26 protein-coding genes and 1 pseudogene are annotated in these 23,827 nt (G+C 53.1%); all 27 read left to right on the top strand.

Annotation, left to right across the window (positions count from 1 at the left end; all coding sequences use genetic code 11):
• Positions 1-393 precede the first annotated feature (393 nt).
• Positions 394-4,659 (top strand): annotated as a pseudogene (locus GY169_RS13800) (autotransporter outer membrane beta-barrel domain-containing protein); the annotation flags it as partial.
• A gap of 267 nt (positions 4,660-4,926) precedes the next feature.
• Positions 4,927-5,184 (top strand): hypothetical protein, encoded by a 258-nt coding sequence (locus GY169_RS13795; protein WP_317983349.1) that lies wholly within the window; start codon positions 4,927-4,929, stop codon positions 5,182-5,184.
• A 127-nt stretch (positions 5,185-5,311) separates the two neighbouring features.
• Positions 5,312-5,512: a hypothetical protein gene (locus tag GY169_RS13790; RefSeq protein WP_167576099.1), complete on the top strand. Its 201-nt coding sequence runs from the start codon at positions 5,312-5,314 to the stop codon at positions 5,510-5,512.
• Positions 5,509-5,886 (top strand): RusA family crossover junction endodeoxyribonuclease, encoded by a 378-nt coding sequence (locus GY169_RS13785; RefSeq protein WP_167576098.1) that lies wholly within the window; start codon positions 5,509-5,511, stop codon positions 5,884-5,886. Before GY169_RS13790 ends, GY169_RS13785 begins: the two co-directional genes overlap by 4 nt.
• A complete protein-coding gene (locus tag GY169_RS13780) occupies positions 5,871-6,920 on the top strand; it encodes a DUF968 domain-containing protein (protein ID WP_167576097.1) in 1,050 nt (349 codons plus the stop codon). Before GY169_RS13785 ends, GY169_RS13780 begins: the two co-directional genes overlap by 16 nt.
• A gap of 12 nt (positions 6,921-6,932) precedes the next feature.
• A complete protein-coding gene (locus GY169_RS13775) occupies positions 6,933-7,532 on the top strand; it encodes a hypothetical protein (protein WP_167576096.1) in 600 nt (199 codons plus the stop codon).
• Positions 7,533-7,846: 314 nt separating this feature from the next.
• On the top strand, positions 7,847-8,035 hold the full coding sequence (locus GY169_RS13770; RefSeq protein WP_167576095.1) for a hypothetical protein: 189 nt from the start codon (positions 7,847-7,849) through the stop codon (positions 8,033-8,035).
• Between the two features lie 150 nt (positions 8,036-8,185).
• On the top strand, positions 8,186-8,401 hold the full coding sequence (locus GY169_RS13765) for a class II holin family protein (RefSeq protein ID WP_049056836.1): 216 nt from the start codon (positions 8,186-8,188) through the stop codon (positions 8,399-8,401).
• Entirely contained in the window at positions 8,401-8,934 is a 534-nt protein-coding gene (locus GY169_RS13760) for a lysozyme (RefSeq protein ID WP_167576094.1), read from the top strand. The genes GY169_RS13765 and GY169_RS13760 overlap by 1 nt, the downstream gene beginning before the upstream one ends.
• The gene (locus GY169_RS13755) at positions 8,916-9,440 is read left to right on the top strand and encodes a DUF2514 domain-containing protein (RefSeq protein ID WP_223882176.1); all 525 of its coding nucleotides are present in this window, start codon (positions 8,916-8,918) and stop codon (positions 9,438-9,440) included. Before GY169_RS13760 ends, GY169_RS13755 begins: the two co-directional genes overlap by 19 nt.
• A gap of 114 nt (positions 9,441-9,554) precedes the next feature.
• A complete protein-coding gene (locus tag GY169_RS13750) occupies positions 9,555-9,806 on the top strand; it encodes a hypothetical protein (protein ID WP_167576092.1) in 252 nt (83 codons plus the stop codon).
• Positions 9,807-10,040: 234 nt separating this feature from the next.
• A complete protein-coding gene (locus tag GY169_RS13745; protein WP_167576091.1) occupies positions 10,041-10,544 on the top strand; it encodes a DUF1441 family protein in 504 nt (167 codons plus the stop codon).
• 3 nt (positions 10,545-10,547) lie between these two features.
• The gene (locus tag GY169_RS13740; protein WP_167576090.1) at positions 10,548-12,665 is read left to right on the top strand and encodes a phage terminase large subunit family protein; all 2,118 of its coding nucleotides are present in this window, start codon (positions 10,548-10,550) and stop codon (positions 12,663-12,665) included.
• Positions 12,662-12,877 carry a hypothetical protein gene (locus GY169_RS13735; protein WP_167576089.1) on the top strand — a complete coding sequence of 72 codons (216 nt, stop codon included), beginning with the start codon at positions 12,662-12,664 and terminating at the stop codon, positions 12,875-12,877. The genes GY169_RS13740 and GY169_RS13735 overlap by 4 nt, the downstream gene beginning before the upstream one ends.
• Before the next feature lie 8 nt (positions 12,878-12,885).
• The gene (locus GY169_RS13730; RefSeq protein WP_167576088.1) at positions 12,886-14,406 is read left to right on the top strand and encodes a phage portal protein; all 1,521 of its coding nucleotides are present in this window, start codon (positions 12,886-12,888) and stop codon (positions 14,404-14,406) included.
• A complete protein-coding gene (locus tag GY169_RS13725; RefSeq protein WP_411908091.1) occupies positions 14,354-16,435 on the top strand; it encodes a ClpP-like prohead protease/major capsid protein fusion protein in 2,082 nt (693 codons plus the stop codon). Before GY169_RS13730 ends, GY169_RS13725 begins: the two co-directional genes overlap by 53 nt.
• Before the next feature lie 66 nt (positions 16,436-16,501).
• Complete coding sequence (locus GY169_RS13720) at positions 16,502-16,837, top strand: DUF2190 family protein (protein WP_167576087.1); 336 nt, start codon at positions 16,502-16,504, stop codon at positions 16,835-16,837.
• A complete protein-coding gene (locus tag GY169_RS13715) occupies positions 16,837-17,193 on the top strand; it encodes a head-tail joining protein (RefSeq protein WP_167576086.1) in 357 nt (118 codons plus the stop codon). Before GY169_RS13720 ends, GY169_RS13715 begins: the two co-directional genes overlap by 1 nt.
• 1 nt (position 17,194) lies before the next feature.
• Positions 17,195-17,857: a hypothetical protein gene (locus tag GY169_RS13710; protein WP_167576085.1), complete on the top strand. Its 663-nt coding sequence runs from the start codon at positions 17,195-17,197 to the stop codon at positions 17,855-17,857.
• Positions 17,858-17,868: 11 nt separating this feature from the next.
• Positions 17,869-18,423 carry a hypothetical protein gene (locus tag GY169_RS13705; protein ID WP_167576084.1) on the top strand — a complete coding sequence of 185 codons (555 nt, stop codon included), beginning with the start codon at positions 17,869-17,871 and terminating at the stop codon, positions 18,421-18,423.
• Positions 18,416-19,033 carry a phage baseplate assembly protein V gene (locus GY169_RS13700; protein WP_167576083.1) on the top strand — a complete coding sequence of 206 codons (618 nt, stop codon included), beginning with the start codon at positions 18,416-18,418 and terminating at the stop codon, positions 19,031-19,033. The genes GY169_RS13705 and GY169_RS13700 overlap by 8 nt, the downstream gene beginning before the upstream one ends.
• 38 nt (positions 19,034-19,071) lie before the next feature.
• The gene (locus GY169_RS13695) at positions 19,072-20,541 is read left to right on the top strand and encodes a phage tail sheath C-terminal domain-containing protein (protein WP_167576082.1); all 1,470 of its coding nucleotides are present in this window, start codon (positions 19,072-19,074) and stop codon (positions 20,539-20,541) included.
• Positions 20,538-21,044: a phage major tail tube protein gene (locus GY169_RS13690; RefSeq protein WP_167576081.1), complete on the top strand. Its 507-nt coding sequence runs from the start codon at positions 20,538-20,540 to the stop codon at positions 21,042-21,044. Before GY169_RS13695 ends, GY169_RS13690 begins: the two co-directional genes overlap by 4 nt.
• Positions 21,045-21,100: 56 nt before the next feature.
• Positions 21,101-21,385, top strand: coding sequence for a phage tail assembly protein (locus GY169_RS13685; RefSeq protein ID WP_167576080.1), 285 nt, complete (start codon positions 21,101-21,103; stop codon positions 21,383-21,385).
• A gap of 117 nt (positions 21,386-21,502) precedes the next feature.
• The gene (locus GY169_RS13680; RefSeq protein ID WP_167576079.1) at positions 21,503-23,170 is read left to right on the top strand and encodes a hypothetical protein; all 1,668 of its coding nucleotides are present in this window, start codon (positions 21,503-21,505) and stop codon (positions 23,168-23,170) included.
• Complete coding sequence (locus GY169_RS13675) at positions 23,167-23,637, top strand: phage tail protein (RefSeq protein WP_167576078.1); 471 nt, start codon at positions 23,167-23,169, stop codon at positions 23,635-23,637. The genes GY169_RS13680 and GY169_RS13675 overlap by 4 nt, the downstream gene beginning before the upstream one ends.
• The gene (locus GY169_RS13670; RefSeq protein WP_167576077.1) at positions 23,612-23,827 is read left to right on the top strand and encodes a tail protein X; all 216 of its coding nucleotides are present in this window, start codon (positions 23,612-23,614) and stop codon (positions 23,825-23,827) included. The genes GY169_RS13675 and GY169_RS13670 overlap by 26 nt, the downstream gene beginning before the upstream one ends.

The raw sequence follows: 23,827 nt of genomic DNA, 5'->3' as shown, positions 1-23,827 counted from the left end.
GAGGAACAAAATAAATAGGGTGTTGATAAATTTCCTTATAATCAAGGGTGTTAAGGGTTGAATTACTGTTAGCATGCTAAGATTGTGATTTGAAATATAAGATAATTCCTATTAATCATTTGAAATATTTTGAAATATTTGTTGAGTAAGGACTGATTACTTGTTCCCCGTAAAAAATTTAAAATAAATTTGTATCATAAATGGCATGTTTTCCCTCATATGCTTTAGATGTTGAGCCGTACCCAGTAAGTGTTCAGGTCTGATGCATAATAAACTCGTAGGGAAAACGTTATTAGTATTGCTTAGCCTGCGAAGGTTAATGGACTAAGTTTTTTAAGCTAGGCTTGATAGTGAGCCAACACAAAATCAGGATTAAAATTAATGAATCACATTTATAATGTCGTCTGGAATCATTCTCTTTTGGCATGGACTGTCGTGTCTGAATTGGGAAGAGGAAGAACAAAAAGCTCAACTCCAAAAGCAAACTCAAAATCCACTAGAAATGCGAGTCTGGTTGCTTCAGCACTACTTGTTGCGAGCGGTAATGTGTATGCGTATGACGTTAATGGATATACTAATTTTAATTCTTCGACATCGATTTCTGATGGCTTACAGTGGAATGGTACTGCAGTAGTCCAGGTAGATCAGGGGGCTGATGTTACTGTTTCAAATACATCAGGTAGCTCAGCATTGAATATGAATCCTGCCGCTGGGGGTTATACTTCTCTATGGATGAATGGTGGTTCGCTGACCGCTAGTAATAACGGCACTCTATTGATGGGTACCAATAGCATGTTGCAAATAGGGGGAGCTCAGATAGGTGGGTTGACCTCAGCGCAGTCTGGTGGTTCTGCAGGAACGTTGTCTGTTGGTGAGTTAAAAACGGTATCAGGGGCAACGAATGCGACATTATGGATGTTCGGTTCTGCCTCATCGACAGCAAAATTATATGCAGACAGTATTGATCTGGAAGCTGACAAGAATGATTTGTACATTTCTAACCCTAGCAGCTCGGAGTTGGGGGCAGAGATCAACGTAGTCAACGATATGACAGTCATTAATAAGGTTGGAGGAAGCTTCCTAATAGTTGGCAATTCGCAGCTAAATGTTGGTGGGAATCTGTATCTTGATACAACCAATGGTTCATTTCTTGCGACTAATAATAGTAACAGCAGTGGGATCAATGTTGGCGGCGATCTTACATTGACAAACAATACTCAGTTATCTTCTGATATAAATTCGGTAAGTTCAGAGGCTGGGATATATTCTACTGTTGTAAACGTTGATGGCGATATCAATGTGATAGGGAAAAATGTCGGCGGTACTGGGCTGCAGATTATTAATGGTGCTGGTACAGGCATAACATCTCTTGGCGACTTTAATATATCGTCAACAGTGAGTGGAAACACAACCGATGTGATTTTTGGTCACGCGGCCAAAGTGACAAGTTACCAGGATATTACACTTAACAGCGTAGCTGGTGGTGCAACAAATCTTTACATAGGTGATTCTATGTACGGAGCTCCAACCGACATTTCAGCAAAAAGCATTGATATGACAGGAGATGGTGACAATAAAGTTATATTTAACAATAATATAAACACTCAAACTGGTACCGGTTATTTATTTGATGTTGCAATTAACGGTAATGGTTCTGTTGAGCAACAATCTGGCCATACAACCCTCAGTGCGGCTTCCAGCTTCAATGGGGGAACGGTCATCAGCGGCGGTTTGCTTTCCATTGCCAACAGCCAGGCTCTGGGTAGTGCCGGAGTCGCCATTAACACCGCTAACAACGATAATACAAAAGGGCTCGATATTGCCTATGCAGACGGCGCATCGTTTGGAAATCAACTATCAGGTTCGGGATATACAACAGTTTCTGGGAAAGCGCGCATTGTTGGTTCTAACCAGGCTTATGCAGGTAACTGGAATATCACTGGTACTGCAATGACTGATGAGAACGTGTCTTCAACCCTCACTAATTTTGGTACTGGTGAAATTCAAATTGACAATAGTGGTACCCTGATAGCGCAAACCGCTGGTGCGTTTGATTTCGTTAACCTGTTAGTCGGGGATGGCACTCTCATTGCTGACAATAACAATGCCGAGTTTAATTTTACCGCGGGTGCTGGCAATCAGTTTGCCGGGGATGTTGTTTTAAAAAATAATACGTTCGATCTGGAAAACATTAATACCACAGCACTTACTAATGCTACTTTGCATGTCGGTACTGGAAACGCAACTACGGTAGGAATTGGAACCCAGAATATCGGGGGGCTGGCCTTTAATGGCGGCAAACTCATTTTTGGTGATGTTAATCCTGGCGACGCGACCAGCGATCGTTATATCGAAACCAGCAAAGAACTTGATTTGACTGGCTCCGGTCAAGTCCAGATTAATAATGGTGCGCCATTTGAAAACCTCCCGCAAACGCCAAACACTAGCTTACCTCTGCTCCAGCAAGATAGCGCCGGAGTAATGGTAAAATTGGCAGGGGCCAGTGGTACAGTAACCGGTGATGGCGGGAATCTGTCTTTCATCGATCAAAATGGTGATGTTATTTCCCAACCGGTGATTTCTGATATTACTCAAAATGGCGAAACGGTCGCGAAAGGCACCTATGATTATCGTCTCACTAGTGGTGATAATGCCGATGGTCTATATGTTAACTATGGATTAACAGAGGTCGAATTACTGGCACAGGGTAGCAATGCTTTGACTCTGAATGCCGAGGGCAATACTGGAAATGCAGCCGATCTTAGTGCCAAAGTAACTGGGACAGGGGACTTGCGCATTGATACTGATACCGATGTGAGTCTATCCAATAGTGAAAATAGCTACAGCGGTCTTACAGATGTGGTCGCTGGCACGTTGAAAATGGGGAACAACAATGTTCTGGGGCTGACCCAGTTGCTGAATCTCCGGAGTGGTAGCGGATTCAATATGAACGGCTACGCTCAGACATTGCAGAATATTCAGACGGAAGTTGGAAGTTTACTGGACTTTAACCAGGGTAGCTTGACTTTAAGCAACGGAACAATTGCTGGCGATATGACCGGTGCAGGTGATCTGACCGTTACTGGTGGCACTGTCACGGTTAGTGGCAGCGGCACCGGAATGACAGCTAAAACAACGATTGCTTCCGATGGCACAATCAATATGTTGTCTACCGATGCACTTGGTAGCGGTGATGTAGATAACCAGGGATTACTTGTACTTGGGGAAAACACCACCGGTACCACACCTACCGGTTACCAAACCGGCTCTTTGAGCAATAGCGGCACGGTTATGATTGGTCATAATGATGCTGCAGGTAATGCAGTCGCGGGGACTACACTGACGGTCAACGGTAATTATGCAGGAGATAATGGGCACCTGTTATTTAATACTGTGTTAGGAAATGATAGCTCGGTCACCGACAAACTAGTGGTCACGGGAGATACGTCAGGGGATACTTTCGTTAGCGTAACAAATGCTGGAGGTACAGGTGACAGCACGTTGAATGGTATTGAGCTTATCAGTGTTGGTGGACAATCTGACGGCACCTTCACTCAGAATGGTCGAATTGTTGCTGGTGCATATGACTATTCTTTGGTTCGTGGTACGGGCGCTAACAGCAGTAACTGGTATTTAACCAGCAGTCTGACACCGGTTGATCCTCCGGATGAGCATGTAAATCGCCCGGAGGCAGGTAGTTATATTGCCAACATGGCAGCAGCTAACACCTTATTCAACACTCGCCTACATGACCGCTTGGGTGAAACACAGTATGTTGATGCTCTGACTGGTGAGAAGAAAGTCACCAGCCTATGGCTACGTCAGGTTGGTAACCATAATAGTTGGCGTGATGGTAGTGGCCAGTTGAAAACACAGAGCAACAGCTATGTCGCGCAACTAGGAGGGGATGTAGCTCAGTGGTCCACAAACGGTCTGAACAGAGGGCACATTGGCCTGATGGCAGGTTACGGTAATAACCACAACACGACCCGTTCTTCAGTTACGGATTACAATTCAAAGGGCTCACTTAACGGTTACAGTGTTGGTACTTACGGTACCTGGTTTGCAAACGATGCGGATAAAACCGGGTTGTATGTTGACAGTTGGTTGCAGTATAGCTGGTTTAACAACCAGATTAATGGACAACAACTTGCCAGCGAGAGTTACAAGTCAAAAGGTTTGACGGCTTCTGTTGAGACTGGTTATACCATTAAGATGGGCGAATTTGCTGGTAGTCAAGGTACGCTCAATGAATGGTTTATCCAACCACAAGCTCAGGCAATATGGATGGGCGTGAAGGCGGACGATCATCGTGAAGAGAATGGTACACGTGTCAGCAGTGATGGAGACGGTAACGTTCAGACCCGTCTTGGCATGCGGGCCTATCTTAAAAGCCACCATGCAATGGATGAAGGCAAAGGTCGTACTTTTGAACCGTTCATAGAGGCGAACTGGTTGCATAATACTCGTACTTACAGCACGACTATGGATGGTGAGCGCATTTCCCAGGCTGGGGCCCGCAATATTGGTGAGGTTAAAGTGGGTGTTGAAGGGCAGATTAACTCTCGTGTGAATCTATGGGGGAATATCGGTACACAGGTAGGTGATAAAGGGTACAGTGATTCTAGCGCTATGGTGGGTATCAAGTATAACTTCTGATGCCATAGAGACCGGAGGATACTCCGTAGTCTCTATCTTCCATATTCATTTTACTTCGGCTAATCATTAAAACCCGCTTCGGCGGGTTTTTTGTTAGCTGCAGAAAAACTCATTAGAAACAACATAGTAAGCCTCGCAAAAAATGCCTTTATAGGATTGATAATTTATCCTCATAAGTATACTGTACATGCATACAGTATTTGCGTGGCAGAGCTCTGATTTGTTTTATTATTAGACTCTTCGACGTGCCGTAGCTAGGGGGTTGTAGTGGATCTAAAACAGAATATGCCTGATCAGGGCTATGTCGTAATTCGATGTGATGATGGCGTTATTGTTGCCAGGCTTCCATCATTTCCTGCCAGCGAACGTTCGCTGATGTACCGCCGTGGAGATCTGGTTTCTTTCATGCCTTTGCAACCAGACGAGATTGTCGGCACACCGTCGTTATTCGCACAAATGCTTGAAATGGCAAAGTCCCGACCTGGTTACCTGATTCCATCCGGTTCTGTTAAACTCCCGTCATAGGCCTGAACAACCTATACCTGCTGCGCCACGGAGACACCATGGCGCAAAAAATACACACTACGAATTACTCCCTGATGTGCAGTCACGTCAGCGGTTTCTTTTTGTCTTTTTTCTGCCGGGGTACGGTATGAAAAGAGACTGGTTTTACCAGGACAACCTGACTGAAGAACAGGCCGAAGAGCTGGTGGCCCGTTATCGTGCGAATAACATCACCGTAGAAAAAAGCCTCGATGTGGATCCCCGCTTTTGGGTTGTATCAGCGTATCTGCCTGTATCAAACGACCACCAGCGTACACAGCGCTCTATGTGCTCGCGAGGGTGGAAATGAACGAGAAGGTTTTCAGCATTACCCCACTGGGCAAACCACGTATGACCCGCGCCGATAAATGGAAAAAGCGCCCGGAGGTTCTCCGGTACCGTGCTTTCTGTGATGAGGTGAGGTTAAACAATGTTTCACTCCCGGAAAGCGGGTATCACGTTATTTTTGTGCTGCCGATGCCACCGAGCTGGAGCAAAAAGAAACGGTCCCTGATGGACGGGAAGCCCCACCAGCAAAAGCCCGATAAAGACAATTTAGAGAAGGCGCTGCTGGATGCCATTTTTGGCGAGGATAGCCATATCTGGGATGGCCGTGTAACCAAAATCTGGGGCGAGACCGGAAAGATGATCATCCGGGAGGGGGAACCGTGCGAGCTCTCCTGATGCCTGAGATTGCCCGTCATATGGGAATTGTTCTGCTGAAGCCCGGCAAGGAGCTGATGGGCTTATTCAGCGTCGGCCGCGTTCTAATTGAACAGCAACCGGACTCCATGAAGGATTTACCGTCGGGAAAAATAGCGGATGCCCGGCAGTTGCTGGCGGAAGACCCGACATTAACCCCTTTCTTTCTGGATGAGCGTGTTGTTCGCGCTGCTGGTGGCGTTTCGGCGCTTGAAGACTGGCTGGGACGGCATGTTTCAAAATGCCAGTGGCCACACAGCAACTACCACCACCGCGAACTGGTTATGTTCCGGCATGAACCGGGGACGATAGTTGCCTGCTGGCATTGTGACAACGAATTACGTAACCAGAGCGACAAAGTTCTGGATGATTTGATTGCCAGAAACCTCACTGATTGGGTGATTGAATGTGTGCGGATCAAAACCGGCTGCGCGGCGGACAGAATGCTTTCGCTGGCTGAATTGTGCTGGTGGGCTGTATCTGAGGGGATAGGCGATGCAATAACCGAAAATATGGCGAGCCGCTCCCTTGGACTCAAAGATGACCCTATCCAGTCAGTCTACAAAGAAAGCGAGATAGTTCCGTCACGTCCTGCAGCGGACATACTCGCCGAACGAGCTAGTCTTGTTCCCGCTCGACCAGTCGCTGCTGAACCACAAACGCAACCTAAAGCCGTAAAACCAGTTGTTCAGGTTCAGGTGGACGCTGAAGCCCCGGCCACATTATTCGCGCGGCCCAAGCGTATTCGCTGGATCTCTCCGCGCTTTATTGAGTGGGTTAAAACCCAGCCGTGTGTGTGTTGCGGGCAGCGGGCCGGTGATGCCCACCATCTTATCGGTTGGGGACAGGGTGGCATGGCAACCAAAGCCCACGACATTTTCACCATACCGCTATGCCGGGTCCATCATCGGCAGTTACATGACAATCCCGCCGCATTCGAGCGCGAGTATGCGCCGCAGCCAGTATTAATCATTCAATTGCTGGACCGGGCCTATGCGCTCGGCGTTCTGGCGTAAAGGAGAATCATCATGACACCACGTCAACGCCGTAATCATATTGAAGCGCTTGGGAAAGCAGCTGCAGCACCACGCAAAAGCTGGCTGGGTAAAAGTATGCTCCTAACCTGCATTCAGTCCGCATGGATCAAATCATTGCTTTCAACATGGGGGGAAGGGGTTCGAGGCGGAGCCGCTCCGCGTATGCCGCGCGAGCATGCATGCTGGAACGTAATCAGAAGAGGCCGATGGTCAGACAAAGCTCTGGAGCGATTTACAGTTGCTCTTGACCAGGCAAGGCACGAGGGTTTCAAGGGGGAGCAGGCTTTAAAGAGGGCGCATTGCATACTCTGGCCTCAAGCTCCACACAGTATCATTGATGAGGCAATGACTAATGATGATGTGGATTTTATAGAAGAGTCTGTACTGTCGGCCTTTGATATCAACGATCCCGTCTACATTATCGGCCTTCAGTATTACACCACGCGAAAGAAAATAGCGGATATTACCAGGGAACTACAATCGATAGCCCCATGGCTGACTGATGGAGAGGCCCGGAAGCGGGTTCGCTGGTGTCTTGAGATTTTCCGGGCAAAGGTATTTCTCTCATCCCGTAAGCTGATGGAAAAATAAAGTTGTTTTGGCTATTTGTGCTCTGAATTGGTTTTTCTGTTGAAAACTGACCAGAAAATAAGATAATCCATTCATGCTTGGCAGAGCTGCGCCACGATGGCAGCGACGTTAAGCGACAATTTGAATATAGCGAAAGCCCCGCCAGTCGGGGTTTTTGTTTTTCGGCGATACGACAGGGGTATTCGCGAAGGTGCATTGCATCAGTACCCCTGTCACATCGTCGGCTTTATTCTGCTTAAATCAGATTGTAGTTTTTCTAACGCCATATGGATCCAATGCTGCTTATACTTCGCTTATCAAGTGAAGGAGAAGCTATGAAAGAAGGCTATTACTGGATCCAGCACGGCGGGATTGTGCAGGTAGCGTACTTTACTCCGGAAGAGTTTGAAGATATTGAAACCGGAGAAACGGTAATCGGGGTTTGGCATCTGGCCATGAATGACGATATCTGCCACAACGGTGAAGCCGAGGTTCTTGAAGGGCCGCTGCAGCCGCCGAAATAAAAAAACACTATACATTCAATCCCTGGCACCCGCCGGGGATTTTTCATTTCAGGCTCCAGGAATCACTTCTTACATCCCCCTTTACCTATGAGCCCGCGAGCCTGATCCCTTCCACCACACACAGCACCCGCCACGCAGCGAGGTGAGAGCATGTATCGAATGGATAAACTGACAACGGGCATTGCCTACGGTGCGTCAGCCGGTAACGCCGGATTCTGGGTGCTTCAGTTGCTGGACAGAGTCAGCCCGTCGCAATGGGCTGCCATCGGCGTACTCGGAAGTCTGATGTTTGGCCTGATGACGTACCTGACAAACCTCTATTTCAAAATTAAAGACGACAGGCGAAAGGCTGCGCGGGGTGAGTAATGTCAAACAAAGTGAAGTTCAGCGCCGCCATGCTGGCACTTCTCGCTGCCGGGGCAACTGCTCCTGAATTGTTTGATCAGTTCGTTGGTGAGAAAGAAGGCAATGCGCTGGTGGCTGTTGTCGATCCCGGTGGTGTCTGGTCCTTATGCCATGGCGTGACGGTTATCGATGGTAAGCCCGTTGTGAAAGGTCAAACTGCAACCGAGGCCCAATGCAAAAAGGTTAACGCCATTGAGCGCGACAAGTCACTGGCGTGGGTTGACCGCAATATCAAGGTTCCGCTTACTGAGCCGCAAAAAGTCGGTATCGCGTCTTTCTGCCCCTATAACATCGGGCCGGGCAAATGTTACCCGTCAACATTCTATAAGCGTATGAACGCCGGTGATACGAAAGGCGCCTGTGAAGCGATCCGCTGGTGGATTAAAGACGGTGGCCGCGATTGCCGCCTGACCAAAGGCCAGAAGAATGGATGCTATGGTCAGGTGGAACGGCGGGACCAGGAAAGCGCGCTGACGTGCTGGGGGATAGACTAGTGAAAGCGGGCACGGTATGCATTTTCGTGATTGTCTCTATGGTTGGTGCGTTTCTCGCTGGCAGCCAGTGGACGAGTCACAGCTGGAAAACAAGGTGGGCCGAACGGGATAGCGCTAATTTATCAAAGGTGGCGAACGCGCAGACGGCAGCCCGAATGATTGAACAAGGGCGGACTATCGCCCGTGATGAGGCCGTTAAAGATGCTCAAGCTAAAGCAGCGAAAGCTGCCGTTACTTCTGCTAGCCTGGCTACCACTGTTAGCCAGCTGCGCGCCGAAGCAACAAAACTCGCTGCCCGCCTGGACGCCGCAAAGCACACCGCAGATCTTGCCGCTGCCGTCAGAAGCAAAACAACCGGAGCCGATGCCGCAATGCTCGCCGACATGCTCGGAAGTCTTGCAGAAGAAGCTAAATATTATGCTGGAATCGCTGACGAACGCTACCGCGCTGGAATGACGTGTGAGCGTATTTACGAATCAGTAAGGGACTCGAATAACAATCCGTGAACTATGAATTAAGCATTACAAATGCTCACATGGAAGTGGGGTTAATAATGGTTATTGAATGTAAAAATGCGTCAGACATAATGGTACCTCCTTATTACTGACGGAAGAATGTAAATGACTGACAACTTTGGCTGGGATGACGAGCGCAAACAGCTTGAACACTTGAGTGATGAAGAGTTGGAGCAGCTGGCTAGGGAGTACGATCTCCTTCCTGAAGGTGTATCTCTTGAAGATAAGTCCGAAGAGTTTGTTGATGGTCTTATAGGGGAAATTATAGAGGCTAAGGCTTACCATGATTCACAAGATGAAGAACGGAATGAGCAGCAAGACATCATCGAGCAGCAAAGACGTGATGCAAATTACTGATTACACATAATGTAGAAGAAGGTCGCGAAGGCGGCCTTTTTTATTACATTTGTTGATAATTACTATCATTTTCGCGGGTCCTCCTGACAATTCTGAACACCGAGGGGGCGAGGACACGCGGAAAACGGCTAGTTTTTTGCATTTTATGGGTTTCATCATCATCCGTTTAACCTCTTGATATTTCAGTCCTGAGCATTTGCAGGATGTCGAAATGACTATTTTTTGTTCACCATCATGGATAACGAACTGAAAAATCTCCGGCTGAATATCACTCAGCTGGCAGCCATTACCGATCTGCACCGCCAGACGGTCGCAGGCAAGCTGGCAAATGTGCAACCCGCACACGGCAGCAATCCGAAACTCAAGCTTTATGCCGTCACCGATATTTTGCGGGAGCTGCTGACAAGCACTACACCATCCGAGCGGGTGGACGTCGACAAAATGATCCCCCCGGATCGTAAAGCCTGGTTTCAGTCAGAGCGCGAAAGGCTCAAGTTTCAGCAGGAAACCGGGGAGCTGATCCCAGCTTCTGAAGTCACCAGGGAGTTTTCCTCCATGGCGAAAGCGATGGTTCAGGTGCTGGAAACGTTACCCGATGTTCTTGAGCGGGATTGCGCCATGACCCCTGCAGCGGTTGTCAGGGTGCAGCAGGTTATTGACGATCTGCGCGATCAGATAGCCCTCAAAGTTGAGCAGGCCGACTCACCGGAACAGGAGGATACGCCAGAAGAGGAGTAAGTCATGCGACAGGCCACGGCAGCGGAAGTCAGGCGTAATGCTTCCGCCATTCTCAAAGCCCCGCGCCGTATGCCTGTGGCTGAGGCGGTTCAGAAATTTATGCGCGTACCCATGGGGGCTGGTAACTCGGTACCGTGGGACCCTGCCGTTGCCCCGTATGTGATTGAGCCGATGAACTGCCTCGCGATGCGTGAATACGATGCGGTGGTGTTTGTTGGGCCGGCACGAACGGGGAAAACTATTGGCCTGGTGGATGGCTGGGTGGTTTACAACATCGTCTGCGACCCGTCCGATATGCTCGTCGTTCAGATGACCGAAGAGAAAGCCCGGGAGCACTCAAAAAAGCGACTGGCCCGAACCTTCCGAGTCAGTCCTGAGGTGGCAAAACGCTTGAGCCCGTTGCGAAATGACAACAACGTGCATGATCGTACTTTTCTGGCGGGCAACTATCTCAAGATTGGCTGGCCTTCAATCAACATCATGTCCTCGTCAGATTTCAAATGTGTGGCGCTCACGGATTATGACCGCTTCCCTGAGGACATCGACGGCGAGGGTGACGGCTTTACCCTGGCCTCCAAACGTACCACGACGTTTATGTCCGCCGGGATGACGCTGGTGGAGTGTTCTCCAGGTCGTGATATTCGTGACAGCAAATGGCGCCGTAAGTCTCCTCATGAAGCGCCACCGACGACAGGTGCGCTTTCTCTGTACAATCGCGGCGATCGCCGTCGGTGGTACTGGCCGTGCCCGCACTGTGGTGAATATTTTCAGCCAGCGATGGAGGCGATGACTGGCTACCGGGATGAACCGGATCCGGTGAAAGCCAGCGAAGCGGCGCATATTTTATGCCCGCATTGTGGCAACGTCATCACAGCTGACTTGAAACGAGAGCTTAACGGGCGCGGCGTCTGGCTGCGTGAAGGGGAGCACATTGATCGTGATGGCGCCGTCTCTGGTGAAGCGCGCCGCTCCCGCATCGCGTCGTTCTGGATGGAAGGCCCGGCGGCTGCCTATCAGACCTGGGCGCAGCTGGTGTACAAGCTGCTGACAGCTGAGCAGGAATATGAGGCCACCGGCAGTGAAGAAACCCTCAAGGCGGTAATCAATACCGACTGGGGGCTACCGTATCTGCCGCGATCGGCAAGCGAACAACGCCGCGCTGATGCGCTGATGCTGCGTGCGGAGGATTACGGTAAACGCCAGGTGCCGCCAAAAGTACGTTTCCTGCTGGCCGCCGTGGACGTCCAGGGCGGCAAAAAGCGGCGTTTCGTCGTGCAGATTATCGGTTACGGCGAAAACGGTGAACGCTGGCTGGTGGATCGCTACAACATCCGCCAGTCGCTGCGCTGCAATGAGCACGGCGAGGCGGAGCCGATCCACCCAGGCGCGTATCCGGAGGACTGGCAACTGCTGGTCTCCGATGTGCTGGAAAAAACGTATGCCCTTCAGGCTGAACCGACGCGGCGTATGTCGGTGCTGGCCATGGCAGTCGACAGCGGCGGTGAAGAGGGCGTAACCGACAACGCCTATAAATTCTGGCGACAGTGTCGTCGTGACGGCCTGGGTAAACGTGTTTACCTGGTCAAAGGCGACAGCACAAAGCGTCAGAAAATCATCACCAAAACCCACCCGAACAATACCGAACGCAGCGACCGTCGCGCCGATGCGCGTGGCGAGGTGCCGGTGTATCTGCTGCAGACCGACCTGCTTAAAGATCAGCTCAGCAACAATCTGGACCGTGAGACCCCCGGCGCGGGGTATATCCATTTCCCTGACTGGCTGGGGGAGTGGTTCTACGAGGAACTGACCTATGAAGAACGCGGTGTTGATGGCAAATGGCGAAAACCCGGCAAGGGCGCCAACGAAGCCTTTGACCTCTTCTGCTATGCGCACGCCGTGGCGGTTCTGCGCGGATACGAAAAAATAAGAGACTGGGAAAAACCTCCTGCCTGGGCTGAGCCGCAGGATCTCAATCCAAATATTCATGAAGGGGAACGCCCCCGGGAGATAACCGTGAAAAAAACAAAACCTGTTCAGTCGCCTGTCCAGGCTGAACCTGAAAAGGACACAGCCCTCTCCGGCAACTGGCTCGGGTCTTCCGGTAAGGGAGGCTGGCTGTGACGAAAGACGATATCTGGAAAACACTGCTGATGGTGCGCCAGTCCTACCAGGACTCGCTGGACGGCAAGAGTATCTCCTTTACCGGCGTAAATGGTCGCGCCATTACCAACCACGATCCGAAAGCGCTGCGCGACGAGCTTGAATACTGGGAGCGACGTTGGCGCACAGTTAACAGCCGTGGTGGTTCGTACAAACTCGCTAACTTTCTGTAAGGCGTCTTATGGGCATTCTTGAAAGAACACTGGGGGCTATTTCCCCCGGGTGGGCAGCAGCGCGTGCGCGGGACCGTCTCCGGCTCAATGCATATGAAGCGGCCAACCCGTCACGGCTGCACAAGGCCAAAAAGCAAAGCCAGTCTGCGGACACCTCGGTATTTGCAGCAGGCCAGTCCCTGCGGGAACAGGCCCGCTGGCTTGATGAAAACCATGACCTCGTGATCGGCCTGTTCGACAAAATGGAAGACCGGGTAATCGGTGCCCACGGCATCCATGTTGAGCCTCAGCCACTCGATCTGGAAGGCAATCTCCATTCCGATTTTGCCGGGCAGCTTTCGGCACTCTGGGCGGAATGGTCGGTGCGTCCGGAAGTAACCGGCATGTTTACCCGACCGGAAGCCGAGCGCCTGCTGTTGCGTTCTGCACTGCGTGACGGGGAAGTGTTCACGCAGCTGGTCAGGGGCAATGTGCCGGGCCTACAGCATGCCACCTCCGTACCGTTCTCGCTGGAAATGCTGGAGGCGGATTTTGTACCTTTCAACCTGAACAGCACCGCCGGCCAGCAGGTTCGGCAGGGCATCATCGTGAACGACTGGGGCCGCCCTATCGGGTACCGGGTCTACAAATACCACCCGGCGAACATGACGCGGTTCAGCGCTGAACTCAAAACCGTCTCAGCTGACAACATGCTTCACCTGGCGCAGCGCAAGCGACTGCACCAGCTGCGGGGTATCAGCCTGATCCACGGGGTCATTACCCGTCTGTCAGACATTAAGGATTATGAAGAGAGCGAGCGCGTGGCTGCCCGTATTGCCGCTGCGCTGGGGTTTTATATCAAGCGTGGCGATGCACAGTCTCTTGGCGATGAAAGTGAGTTTTCACCGCCCGGTGGTCAGCGTCACTACGATATCGCGCCGGGCATGATTTACGACGAACTCCGGCCCGGCGAAGACCTGGGCATGGTGGAATCAAACCGCCCGAACGTTCATCTCTACGAATTCCGAAACGGGCAGATGCGGGCCGTGGCCGCCGGTACGCGCGGCAGCTATTCCAGCATTGCCCGGGACTATAACGGTACCTACAGCTCCCAGCGTCAGGAGCTGGTGGAGAGCTTCGAAGGGTACAACGTCCTGCAACAGTGGTTTGTCGGCCAGCACAGCCGGCCCGTTTACCGCGCATGGCTGGCGATGGCGTTGCTGAGCGGCGTTGAAGTCCCGCCGGATGTGGATCCGAATTCTCTCTATAACGCGCTTTATCTCGGGCCGGTGATGCCGTGGATTGATCCGGGCAAAGAGGCGAACGCCTGGAAAGCCATTGTGCGTGGCGGCGCGGGTACCGAAGCGGAATGGGCGCGGGCCAGGGGAAAAAATCCTCAGGAGGTTAAGCGCCAGCGACTGCGTGAAACAGAATTTAACCGTAAACACGGGCTGGTGTTTGATTCCGACGCCGCCAATGACAAAGGAGCGATGCCAGATGCAACGGCAAAACCAGACGATAAACGGCGTGAGCCGGACGATGATGATTGACCCCCGCGCCAGCCTGGCGGGTGTCGATGCGGCAAACGGTCAGTGCTGGTACGAAATCCGCGCGCTGGCTGCCGGACGGGTCGAAATATTCCTTTATGACGTGATCGGCGACTGGGGCATTACTGCCCAGCAGTTCGTCACTGACTGTAAAGAGGCGGGAGTGTTTGAGGCCAGCGCGTTGGATTTGCATATCCATAGCCCCGGCGGCGATGTCATGCAGGGCTTTGCCATCTACAACACCCTGTCTCGGTTGAAAGCGAAGATCGATATCTGGGTGGACGGTGTGGCGGCCAGCATGGCCTCAATGATTGTCTGCCTGCCGGGCGCCACGGTGCACATGCCGGAAAACGCCTGGATTATGGTTCACAAACCATGGGGCGGTATCGCCGGGGATTCTGACGACATGCGCGATTACGCCGCATGGCTTGATCGTAACGAAGCCCTGATGCTCAGCGCCTACATGAACAAAACCGGACTGGGGCGGGAGGAACTGGAAGCGATGCTGAAAGCGGAAACCTGGCTTAACGGTGCCGAGGCGGTGGAAAAAGGTTTCGCCGACACGCTTGAACCTGAACTGCAGGCCGCGGCCTGTGTGAATGAAAATAAACTGAAGGACTATCAGAATATGCCAGAACAGATTAAACATCTTTTTACGCCGCGCGCAGAAGCCCCGGTTAACCAGCCGCCAGCGCCACAGGCTCAGGCACCGCAACCCGCCCAGCAGCAAATGGGCAACATTGATATTACTGCCCTGGCGGCGCAACTTCAGCAGCAGATGCAGGCTGCGAATACGGAGCGCACCACCGCTGTTTCCGCGGTGTTTGAGGCATTCCCGGCTTTTGCCACGCTGAAAGCGGAGTGTATCGGTGATATTTCCTGCTCGGCTGAACAGGCCCGCACTAAGCTGTTAAATGCACTGGCGGCCGGAACGACGCCGAGCGCTGGTCCGGGCGCGATTCATCTTTATGCCGGTAACGGCAATCTGGTTGGTGATTCCATTCGTGCTGCAGTAATGACCCGTGCGGGCTATGCGCAGGCCGAGAAGGATAACGCATACAACGGTTACACCCTGCGCGAACTGGCACGTGCCTCCCTCGTCGATCGCGGTATCGGTATCTCCGGCGCAGGCACGGCACAGGCGATGGTCGGCCTGGCGTTCACCCACAGCAGCAGCGATTTCGGCAATATCCTGATGGATGTGGCACACAAAGCGGCTCTGATGGGCTGGGATGAAGCCACCGAAACCTTTGAACAGTGGACCCGTAAAGGCACGCTGACCGATTTCAAAACCGCGCACCGCGTCGGTCTGGAATCGCTGGCATCGCTTCGTAAGGTCCGCGCCGGGGCAGAATATAAGTATGTCACCATCAAGGATCGCGGCGAGCCAATTGCCCTGGCGACCTACGGAGAACTTTTCAGCATTGACCGCCAGACAATCATCAACGATGACCTGGACATGCTGACCCGTATCCCGCAGGCAATGGGTCTTGCTGCGCGAGCTACCGTGGGCGATCTGGTGTGGGCGGTGCTGACCAGCAACCCGAAAATGTCCGATGGTAAACCGCTGTTCCACGCCGATCACGGCAACCTTGTATCCGCCGATCTGAGTATCGAAGGCCTGGATACGGCGCGTAAAGCGATGCTGCTACAAAGGTCGGGCGATCGCCGTCTGAACATTCGCCCGGCCTTTATGCTCACGCCAGTGGCAATTGAGTCACGGGCAAACCAGTTGATCAAATCTGCAAGCGTACCGGGCGCAGATGCCAACAGCGGTATCGTGAACCCAATCCAGAACTTTGTGACGGTGGCCTCCGAGGCTCGCCTGGATGACAGCAGCCCGACGGATTACTACCTGACCGCTGCACAGGGACGCGACACCATTGAAGTGGCGTATCTGGACGGTATTGATACGCCTTATCTGGAACAGCAGCAGGGCTTCACCGTTGATGGAGCGGCCTTTAAGGTGCGCATTGATGCCGGTGTGGCACCGCTTGACTGGCGTGGGCTGGTTAAAGTCACCAAAAAATAATGACCGCCGCCTGGCGGTTTTTTTCTATCTGAAGGCAGCCAGGCTGCCTTTTATCGGAGAATTACAATGGCTACAAATTATCAGCAGGATGGTCACACTCTCGACTTTCTTAACGCGGGTGCGACGACGATTCTGTCGGGTGAATCGGTTGCCGCTGGCACACTGGTTGGCGTGGCGCACGGGGATATCTCTCCGGGTGAATGGGGAGTACTGCACACGACCGGAGTGTTTACTTTGCCAAAAGCAGCTGAGGCTGTGGCTGTCGGCCAGAAGTTGTATCTGGTTGACGGCAAGCTGAGCATCGAAGCCGGCACGCCTGAAGCACCGAATTCCCTTGCAGGTACCGCCTGGGCGGATGCTGCTGCCGATGTGGATCAGGTTCCCGTTCGACTGGGTTACTGATGAATCGCTTTCGCGAACGTCTGATGAAAGCGGATGCCCGGATAAGCCGGGCATTTGCCGAAGAGGTTCCAGCCATGTTGTCTATCGGCGATGAACAGCGCGCGGTGACGGTGATTTTTGAATCGCCGGATGCGCCTGTCAGCGTGCCGGGTGGCGGTGAAATTCAGGACCACTCACCGGCATTCAGCGCCATGACAGCGGATATTGTCGGATTATCAAAGCACGATAGCGTGGTGATGAACCAGGTGGCGTACCGTGTTACGCACGTTGGTACCGACGAAGAGGGGCGGACACGCGTCACGCTGGCGTATGGTGAGCCTGGTAAACCTCAACCGGCTATTGATAAATGGAGCTGATATGGCACGAGAGTCCAGACTGCGCCGCGATCTGCCGGTCGATATCGATGTGGACGCCATCTGGCGTATAGCCGAAAACATTGGCGCCACGCAGAAGCAATTCCGGGCGGCATACTCCCGTGCCCTGACAAGAACGGCGGCGACGCTTCGCAAACAGGCGGTAGCTGATCTCAAAAGCGGGCTGGCGCCCCGCAGCCTGGATATGGTACGCCGGCGCCTGCTCTCTTTTCGGCTGGATCGCGCATCACAGTCCAGACTCGATAATTTTCGCCTCTGGTTCGGCCTTAACGCCATCAAAGTGAAGGATCTGAAAGGGCGAATTTCCGGGCGGCTGCGGCCACACCATACCCGCAGGGATAAAAAAACCGGACGGTTTATCAGGGCCCGACGACAGGCAGAAGTTGCTGGTTTTATGCCAAAGGGCAGTTTGCTGTTACCCCGCCCGTTTGAAAACGGGGAGATGGCACGCTCCCGATATGGTGGCCAGCGGACGGTGGTCATCCGGGATCCGGATACGCGGCGCACGCGTGAGGCGGAGATCGATATTTATGAACCGATGCTGAACTACATCGAAGATAACGCTTTTGCTGACGCGATGGAGATTTTCATGCATCACTTTGAAACCGATTTGCGCGGGCGTGTTAAGGCCCGCATCTTCGTGTAAGGAAGGTGGCTATGGCCGAGCCATTACTGCTGGGGCAGTATCACGACGCCGTGACCGGCGCGCTGAAGAAAATCGACTGGATCCGCGACGCTGACGCGTATCCCGAAAAAAACGTTCCGCGTTTCAACGGGCTGGTGACGCCGGCGGTGTATTTCACGATTAACAGCTGGGAGCAGGGCGGCGGCAACGAAGGGCAACTTAACGTGTCACTTTCCTGCGATCTGTTTGTGGTGGTGGATGCCGCTGGCGCCGGCGTCAGCAGACCCGAAATTTTTGTGCGCACCGCGGCAGCTGATATCACCCAGTGGCTTGACGGCCAGCAGTTTGGCCTGCCGCAGCTGGCGCCCGCGGTATTTATCGATGCTGCCCGTGATGAGTTTGATCCACGTATGGATGATTACCTTGTGTGGCGTATTTCGTTTACACAGACCGCCGCGTTCGGCGTGGATCCGTTTGCTCAGTTCAACTCTCCGCTTAAGCAGGCGTGGCTTGGCAGGGCGCCGGATACCGGCAGTGACCATGTTGACGACTATCGTCTGATTTATGAGGCGAAACCGGATGACTGAACTCGCTGGCGATCTCCAGCGCCGACTGGCGAACATTGTGCGTCGCGGCGTTATTCATTCCGTTAAGCACGAAAAGATCCCCAAATGTCGGGTCGACCTCGGGGATATCGTCACGACATGGCTTCCTCTTTGCCAGGGGTTCTCCGGGACGAACCGTGCGGATTCTAATCCTTATGCGGTGGGTGATGCGGTCACGGTTTTGTCTGAAGCCGGTGAACTGAATAATGGTCGCGTTTTTCCTGGCTGGAATACCGGCGGTCAGCCCGTACCTGAAGGCAGCGACAGCGAACACATTACCCGATACGGGGACGGTACCGAAATCCGTTATGACCGTGCGGCACATGCGCTCACCATCACTCTGGTGGACGGTGGCACATACAAAATTACCGGCAAAGGTACGCTGGATGGCCCGGTGGAAATTACCGACACCCTGACCGTACAGGGTGAAACGAAAATTAACGCCAACGCGAATGTAGCCGGCAGTATCGGTGCAACGCAGGAAATTTCCGACGGTACCGGAAAAATGAGCGCGATTCGGGAGAAATTCAACGATCACGATCATAACGGAGACAACGGCGGCAAAACCGGGAAACCCAATCAGAAAATGTAACCTGCTCCGGCAGGTTTTTTTACGCCTGGAGAAAAAATATGGCGAATTTACATGGTGTGGAAACAATCGAGTTGACGTCGGGAACGGTTGCTGTCTCGACAATCCAGACGGCAATTATTGGCCTGGTGGGCACGGCGCCTGATGCGTCTGTCGGAACGCCGGCCAGCGCCAGCACGGGCACGCCGATTATGGATAACGTGGTGGATTTTACCGCAACCGTTGCCGGCAGACCGGGGAATGTTATTACTGTAAATGCCGTGGCAGGTATACCGGAGAAAGAATCTCCGTCCATGGTGGACACCACCGCAGTTTGGGATGCAGCAACCCTGACCCTGAATATCACGCTGGGCTGTGATGAAGCTGGCAAACTGACTGCAACACCGGCAGACGTGGTCAATATTGTCGGTGCGCTCGCCGATGCGAAAGTGACCGCCGCGGGTACCGGCAGCGGTATCGTCACGCCTTTCAGTCAGCAACTGGCAGGCGGGGAGGACGATCCCTTTCCGCTGAATACGCCAGTAGCCATCGTCGGGACGACGATGCTCTCCCGCCTGGGCAGTGAAGGCACCCTCAGCCAGGCGCTGAATGAAATCAACGATCAGCGAAATGCGCTGACCATTGTTGTTCGTGTGGAGGAACTGACCAGTGAAACAGAGCAGCGCGCCGCGGTGCTGGCGGGTATCGCTCGCCTGACTGCGGCAAGGTCCGTTACAACCTACCAGCCGCGGATTGTGCTGGCGACCGGATTCAGCGAGGACGATGCGGTAGGCAAGGCGCTGGAAACGGTGGCGGGTAAACTGCGCGCGGTAGCGTACGTGGACTGTGCGGCGGGGGCCACGTTGCAGGAAGTGGTACAGCGCCGCCAGTCGTATGGCGCCCGCGTTGAACTGCTGCGCCCGCGCGTGCAGGTCAGCAATGCGGATGGCCAGCTGGTTTATCGTCCGTATTCAGCCTTTGCTGCCGGGCTGCGCGCACGTATCGATTATGAAAAGGGATGGTGGTGGAGCAAATCGAATCAGGACATCAATAATATTCTCGGCGTTGAACAGGTCGACGAATTTATCCTGGGTGAAGAAAACTGTGATGCGAACCTGCTCAACATGCAGAACGTCTCCACCATTATCCGCCGCGCCGGCTTTAAACACTGGGGAAATCGTCTTTGCGCCACCGATCCGCAATGGCGCTTTGAGTCGGTGCGGCGCACTGCCGACGTCATTGAGGACAGCATTCAGGAGACGATGCTGGAATACAACGATCGCCCGCTAGACAGGGAAATCGCTGATGATGTGATCGGAACCATCAACGCTTATCTGCGCCAGCTGGTCAAACTGGGCGCGATTTTTGGCGGCCGTGCCTGGCTGGACGAGGAGCTCAATACCGCTGAGAGCCTGGCGGCCGGTGTGCTGTATATCAACTATGACTTTGGTCCGAAATCACCGACTGAACTTATCAGCCTGCGTGTCCGGGTGAACAACAACTACGCGCTTGAGGAGATGCTGGCAGCATGAGCGAAAAAAACACACTACGTGTCTGGACGTTTTTCCGGCAGGGCATTCGTATTCAGGGGGCGCATGAGTTTACGCCGCCCACGCTGTCAATTGTCAAAACTGACCTGCGCACCGGCGCACAGGATGCGCCTTCTCCGGTTGATGACGGGATGGAGGCTTTGACGTGCCAGGTCAAGTTTTACGGCATCGATACGGACATGCTGACCGCGTTCGGCTTTGTCAGCGGCAGCCGTCCGCGCTTTACGGCCTACCAGGGTTATCTGGCTGACGGTACGGCGCTGGGTACCATCGAGGAGATTGAAGGATTTGTCCAGACGGTCACGCCGGATGCGCGCGGTAAGGACAGCCTCTCTGAAAATGCCGTCACGGTCGATATTGCCGTGAGTTACTACCGTCAGATGAAAGATGGTCGTGAACTCTTCGCCATCGATACAGAGCGTTTTGCGCGCCGGGTGAACGGCGTGGACGTGCTCTCCGGCCTTGCGGCAAAAGTTCGCCTCTGATTCATCCCCTACAATACTAACGGCCTCCGGGCCGTTTTTTCTTTCAGGAGTTTTTTATGAGTTTTCCCGGTGAAGCCCGTGTGATCAAACTGTATTCCCCCGTTGTACTTGAAAACGGCGGTTTTCTTGAACAGGTCACGCTCCGTGAACCGCTGGTGCGCGACCGCATTGCGTTTTCCAAAGATCGCGGCAGTGAAGAAGAAAAAGAAGCACGCATGATTGCGTTGCTGTGCAATCTCAGCGAGCAGGATATCTGGCAACTTACCGCGGCGGATTATGCGCAGCTACTGGATGCATTTAATGTTTTTATGCTCCCGCCCGGGGAGCGACCGAAAGAGTGATCCTTTGCTCGCTGAGGTTCCTCGGTCGGCGACTGCATTTTTCGATGACGGAATATCTCGATATGCCGTTCAGCACCTTTTCAGACTTCCTCACTGACGAACTGGAGGCGGTAAACCGTGGCCGGACTAAGCCAGAACCTTAAGGCCGTCATTACGTTTGGCGGGAATATCGACAGCTCCTGGAACCGCTCAGCTAACGGGTTGCAGAAAAGCCTGAAGGATGTCGGCAGGCAGTCAGAAAAGCTGACAAAAGACCAGGCTAAGCTGGCGGCAGAAATCAAGCGTGCAAAGCTGGCAGGCCAGAGTCTTGATGGCCTTAAGCGCCACTATAGCGAAGTGTCGCGTGAAATCCGCAAAACGGAAACGGAGCAGCAGAAGCTAAACCAGCAGATGGAGAAAAGCCGCCGGCTTGCCGCCTTTAAGGGGGCAGGAAAGGGACTGTTTCGCCGCGGCCTTGGGATTGCAGGCCAACTGGGTGGCCTGATGGCACCGGGTCTGGCGATTGGAGGCGGAGGCGTTGTTGCTTCCGCGCTCGGTACTCTGATAGCCCCGGCGGCGGCTAACGCGGAAACAGCCCGGCGCGCCGGCGCGGCGAAAAGTTATGGCGTCGACGTGACGACGTTTGATGCGTGGGACACGCTGGCAAAACAGTACGACATGAACGCAGAGAACTTTGGCGATCTCTTCGAAGAATATCTGCATAAATCCGGGGAATATAAACAGAACGGTAAGCAGGGGGCTATTCAGGACGCCTTCGAAACGCTGGGTTTCAAAGCCGGCGACTTTGCCGGTCTGTCGGATATGGCGCAGTTCGAAAAAATCGTTGAGCGCGCCCTAAGTCTTCAGGATGAATCAAAAGCCTCGTTTGCCCTCGATTCGCTGTTTGGCGGTGAAGCCAGCAAGCTGCTTATGTTATTGAAGCAGTCAGGCCGAAGTTACCGTGAGCTGATGGATGAACAGCGTCGGTATAATCTCGTGACCAAAGAAGGTGCCGAAGGCGCGATGGAAGGTAACCGGGCTATTACCAACCTGCGCACCGTTTTCTCTTCCGCCGTGGCCGAAATATCTGGTCAGTTGGGCAACGAACTGGCCCCAGACATCCGTCGTCTGACTGACGATCTCGCTGACTGGTTCAGGGGTGGCGGCATCAAACGTATCGCGACATTTCTGCGTAACGATCTTTATCCCGGCGTGCTGACGTTCGGGCAGGGCATAGTTTTCGTCGGGAAAGTGGCCTACGCACTGGCGAAAAAACTCTCCTGGTTGCTACCTGATGAGCGAAGCGATCAGCGGGATGTGCTCAAATCACTGGCCATGACTGGCTCGGTCGATATAGCCCGTATGACAGCGCAGCGAAACGGACAGGGGGAATGGTTTGAACAACAGCTGAGAGAAAAACCGAATCTGCCCGGGGATGTGAAAAAATCCTACACAGATACGCGGGGGTTCTTTCGGGATGATAATGAAAGTTTCAACAAATCATTGGATAAATATCTGTCGCCGGAACCCGGCGGTTTGTCTGGCCTGGGCGATGCACTGAAAAACACCCCAGCCGCGTCCGGCGACGGTTACTGGGATACATTGTTGCATCGCCTCGATACCGCCTCTCAGCAGTCGCAGGCCGCACAGCTTAGCGACAACCGAAAATTTGAATATCACTTCGAAATCAAAGGTGCCCCCGGGCAAAGTGAGCAGGGTATCGCTGATGCAGTTGCAGGCGTGACGAAAACCAGCCCGGCGTTTAACGGTAATAACAGCATGATGGATTCAGGAGATATCTGGTGAGTGAAATTATTCCCCTTATTGAAGACTCCGGACGGGCGCAGTCATCGGCGGCGCGCGGTGCGCAGGAAGCCAGGGTCATGATGATGCTGGGCGACTTTGCGTTTTCCATCGATACCACGGCTTATAACCAGCTAACCCGCGAAGCCAGTTGGCGCTGGAGTGAGCAGGAGCGTATCGGCAAACAGGATTTGCTGCAGTACACAGGAAAATCCGGGCGAACTGTCAGATTAGAGGGAGAGACACACGCTTTTTTCCGCAAGGGCGTGGATGCCGTTAACGATCTCTATGATCTTGCCGACCAGCGCAAACCCCAGCAACTGGTCAGCGGAGAAGGAGATGTGCTGGGCTGGTGGGTGGTGGTCGACTTCTCGGACTCAACGAGCCGGTTTTTGCCCGGTGGTGGCCATCGTAATAAAAACTGGACAATGACGCTTAAACACTATGCCGACGACATATCAAACCCGTGACGGGGATGTACTGGATGCTATCTGCGCCTGGCACTATGGAACCGCAAACCTGTCTTCCACCGTGACGCAGGTTCTTGAAGCCAATCGCAACCTGGCAGCACTGGGCGCTGTTTATCCAGCTGGCATTACAATTTTACTGCCTGACCTCGCGGCGCCGGTTGCCGATTCACCTTTCAGTTTATGGGATTAG

The organism is Kluyvera genomosp. 3, assembly GCF_011765685.1.
Lineage (GTDB): Bacteria > Pseudomonadota > Gammaproteobacteria > Enterobacterales > Enterobacteriaceae > Kluyvera > Kluyvera georgiana_A.
The sequence above is the reverse complement of the archived record's forward strand: the minus strand, read 5'-3'. Positions and strand labels throughout refer to the sequence as shown.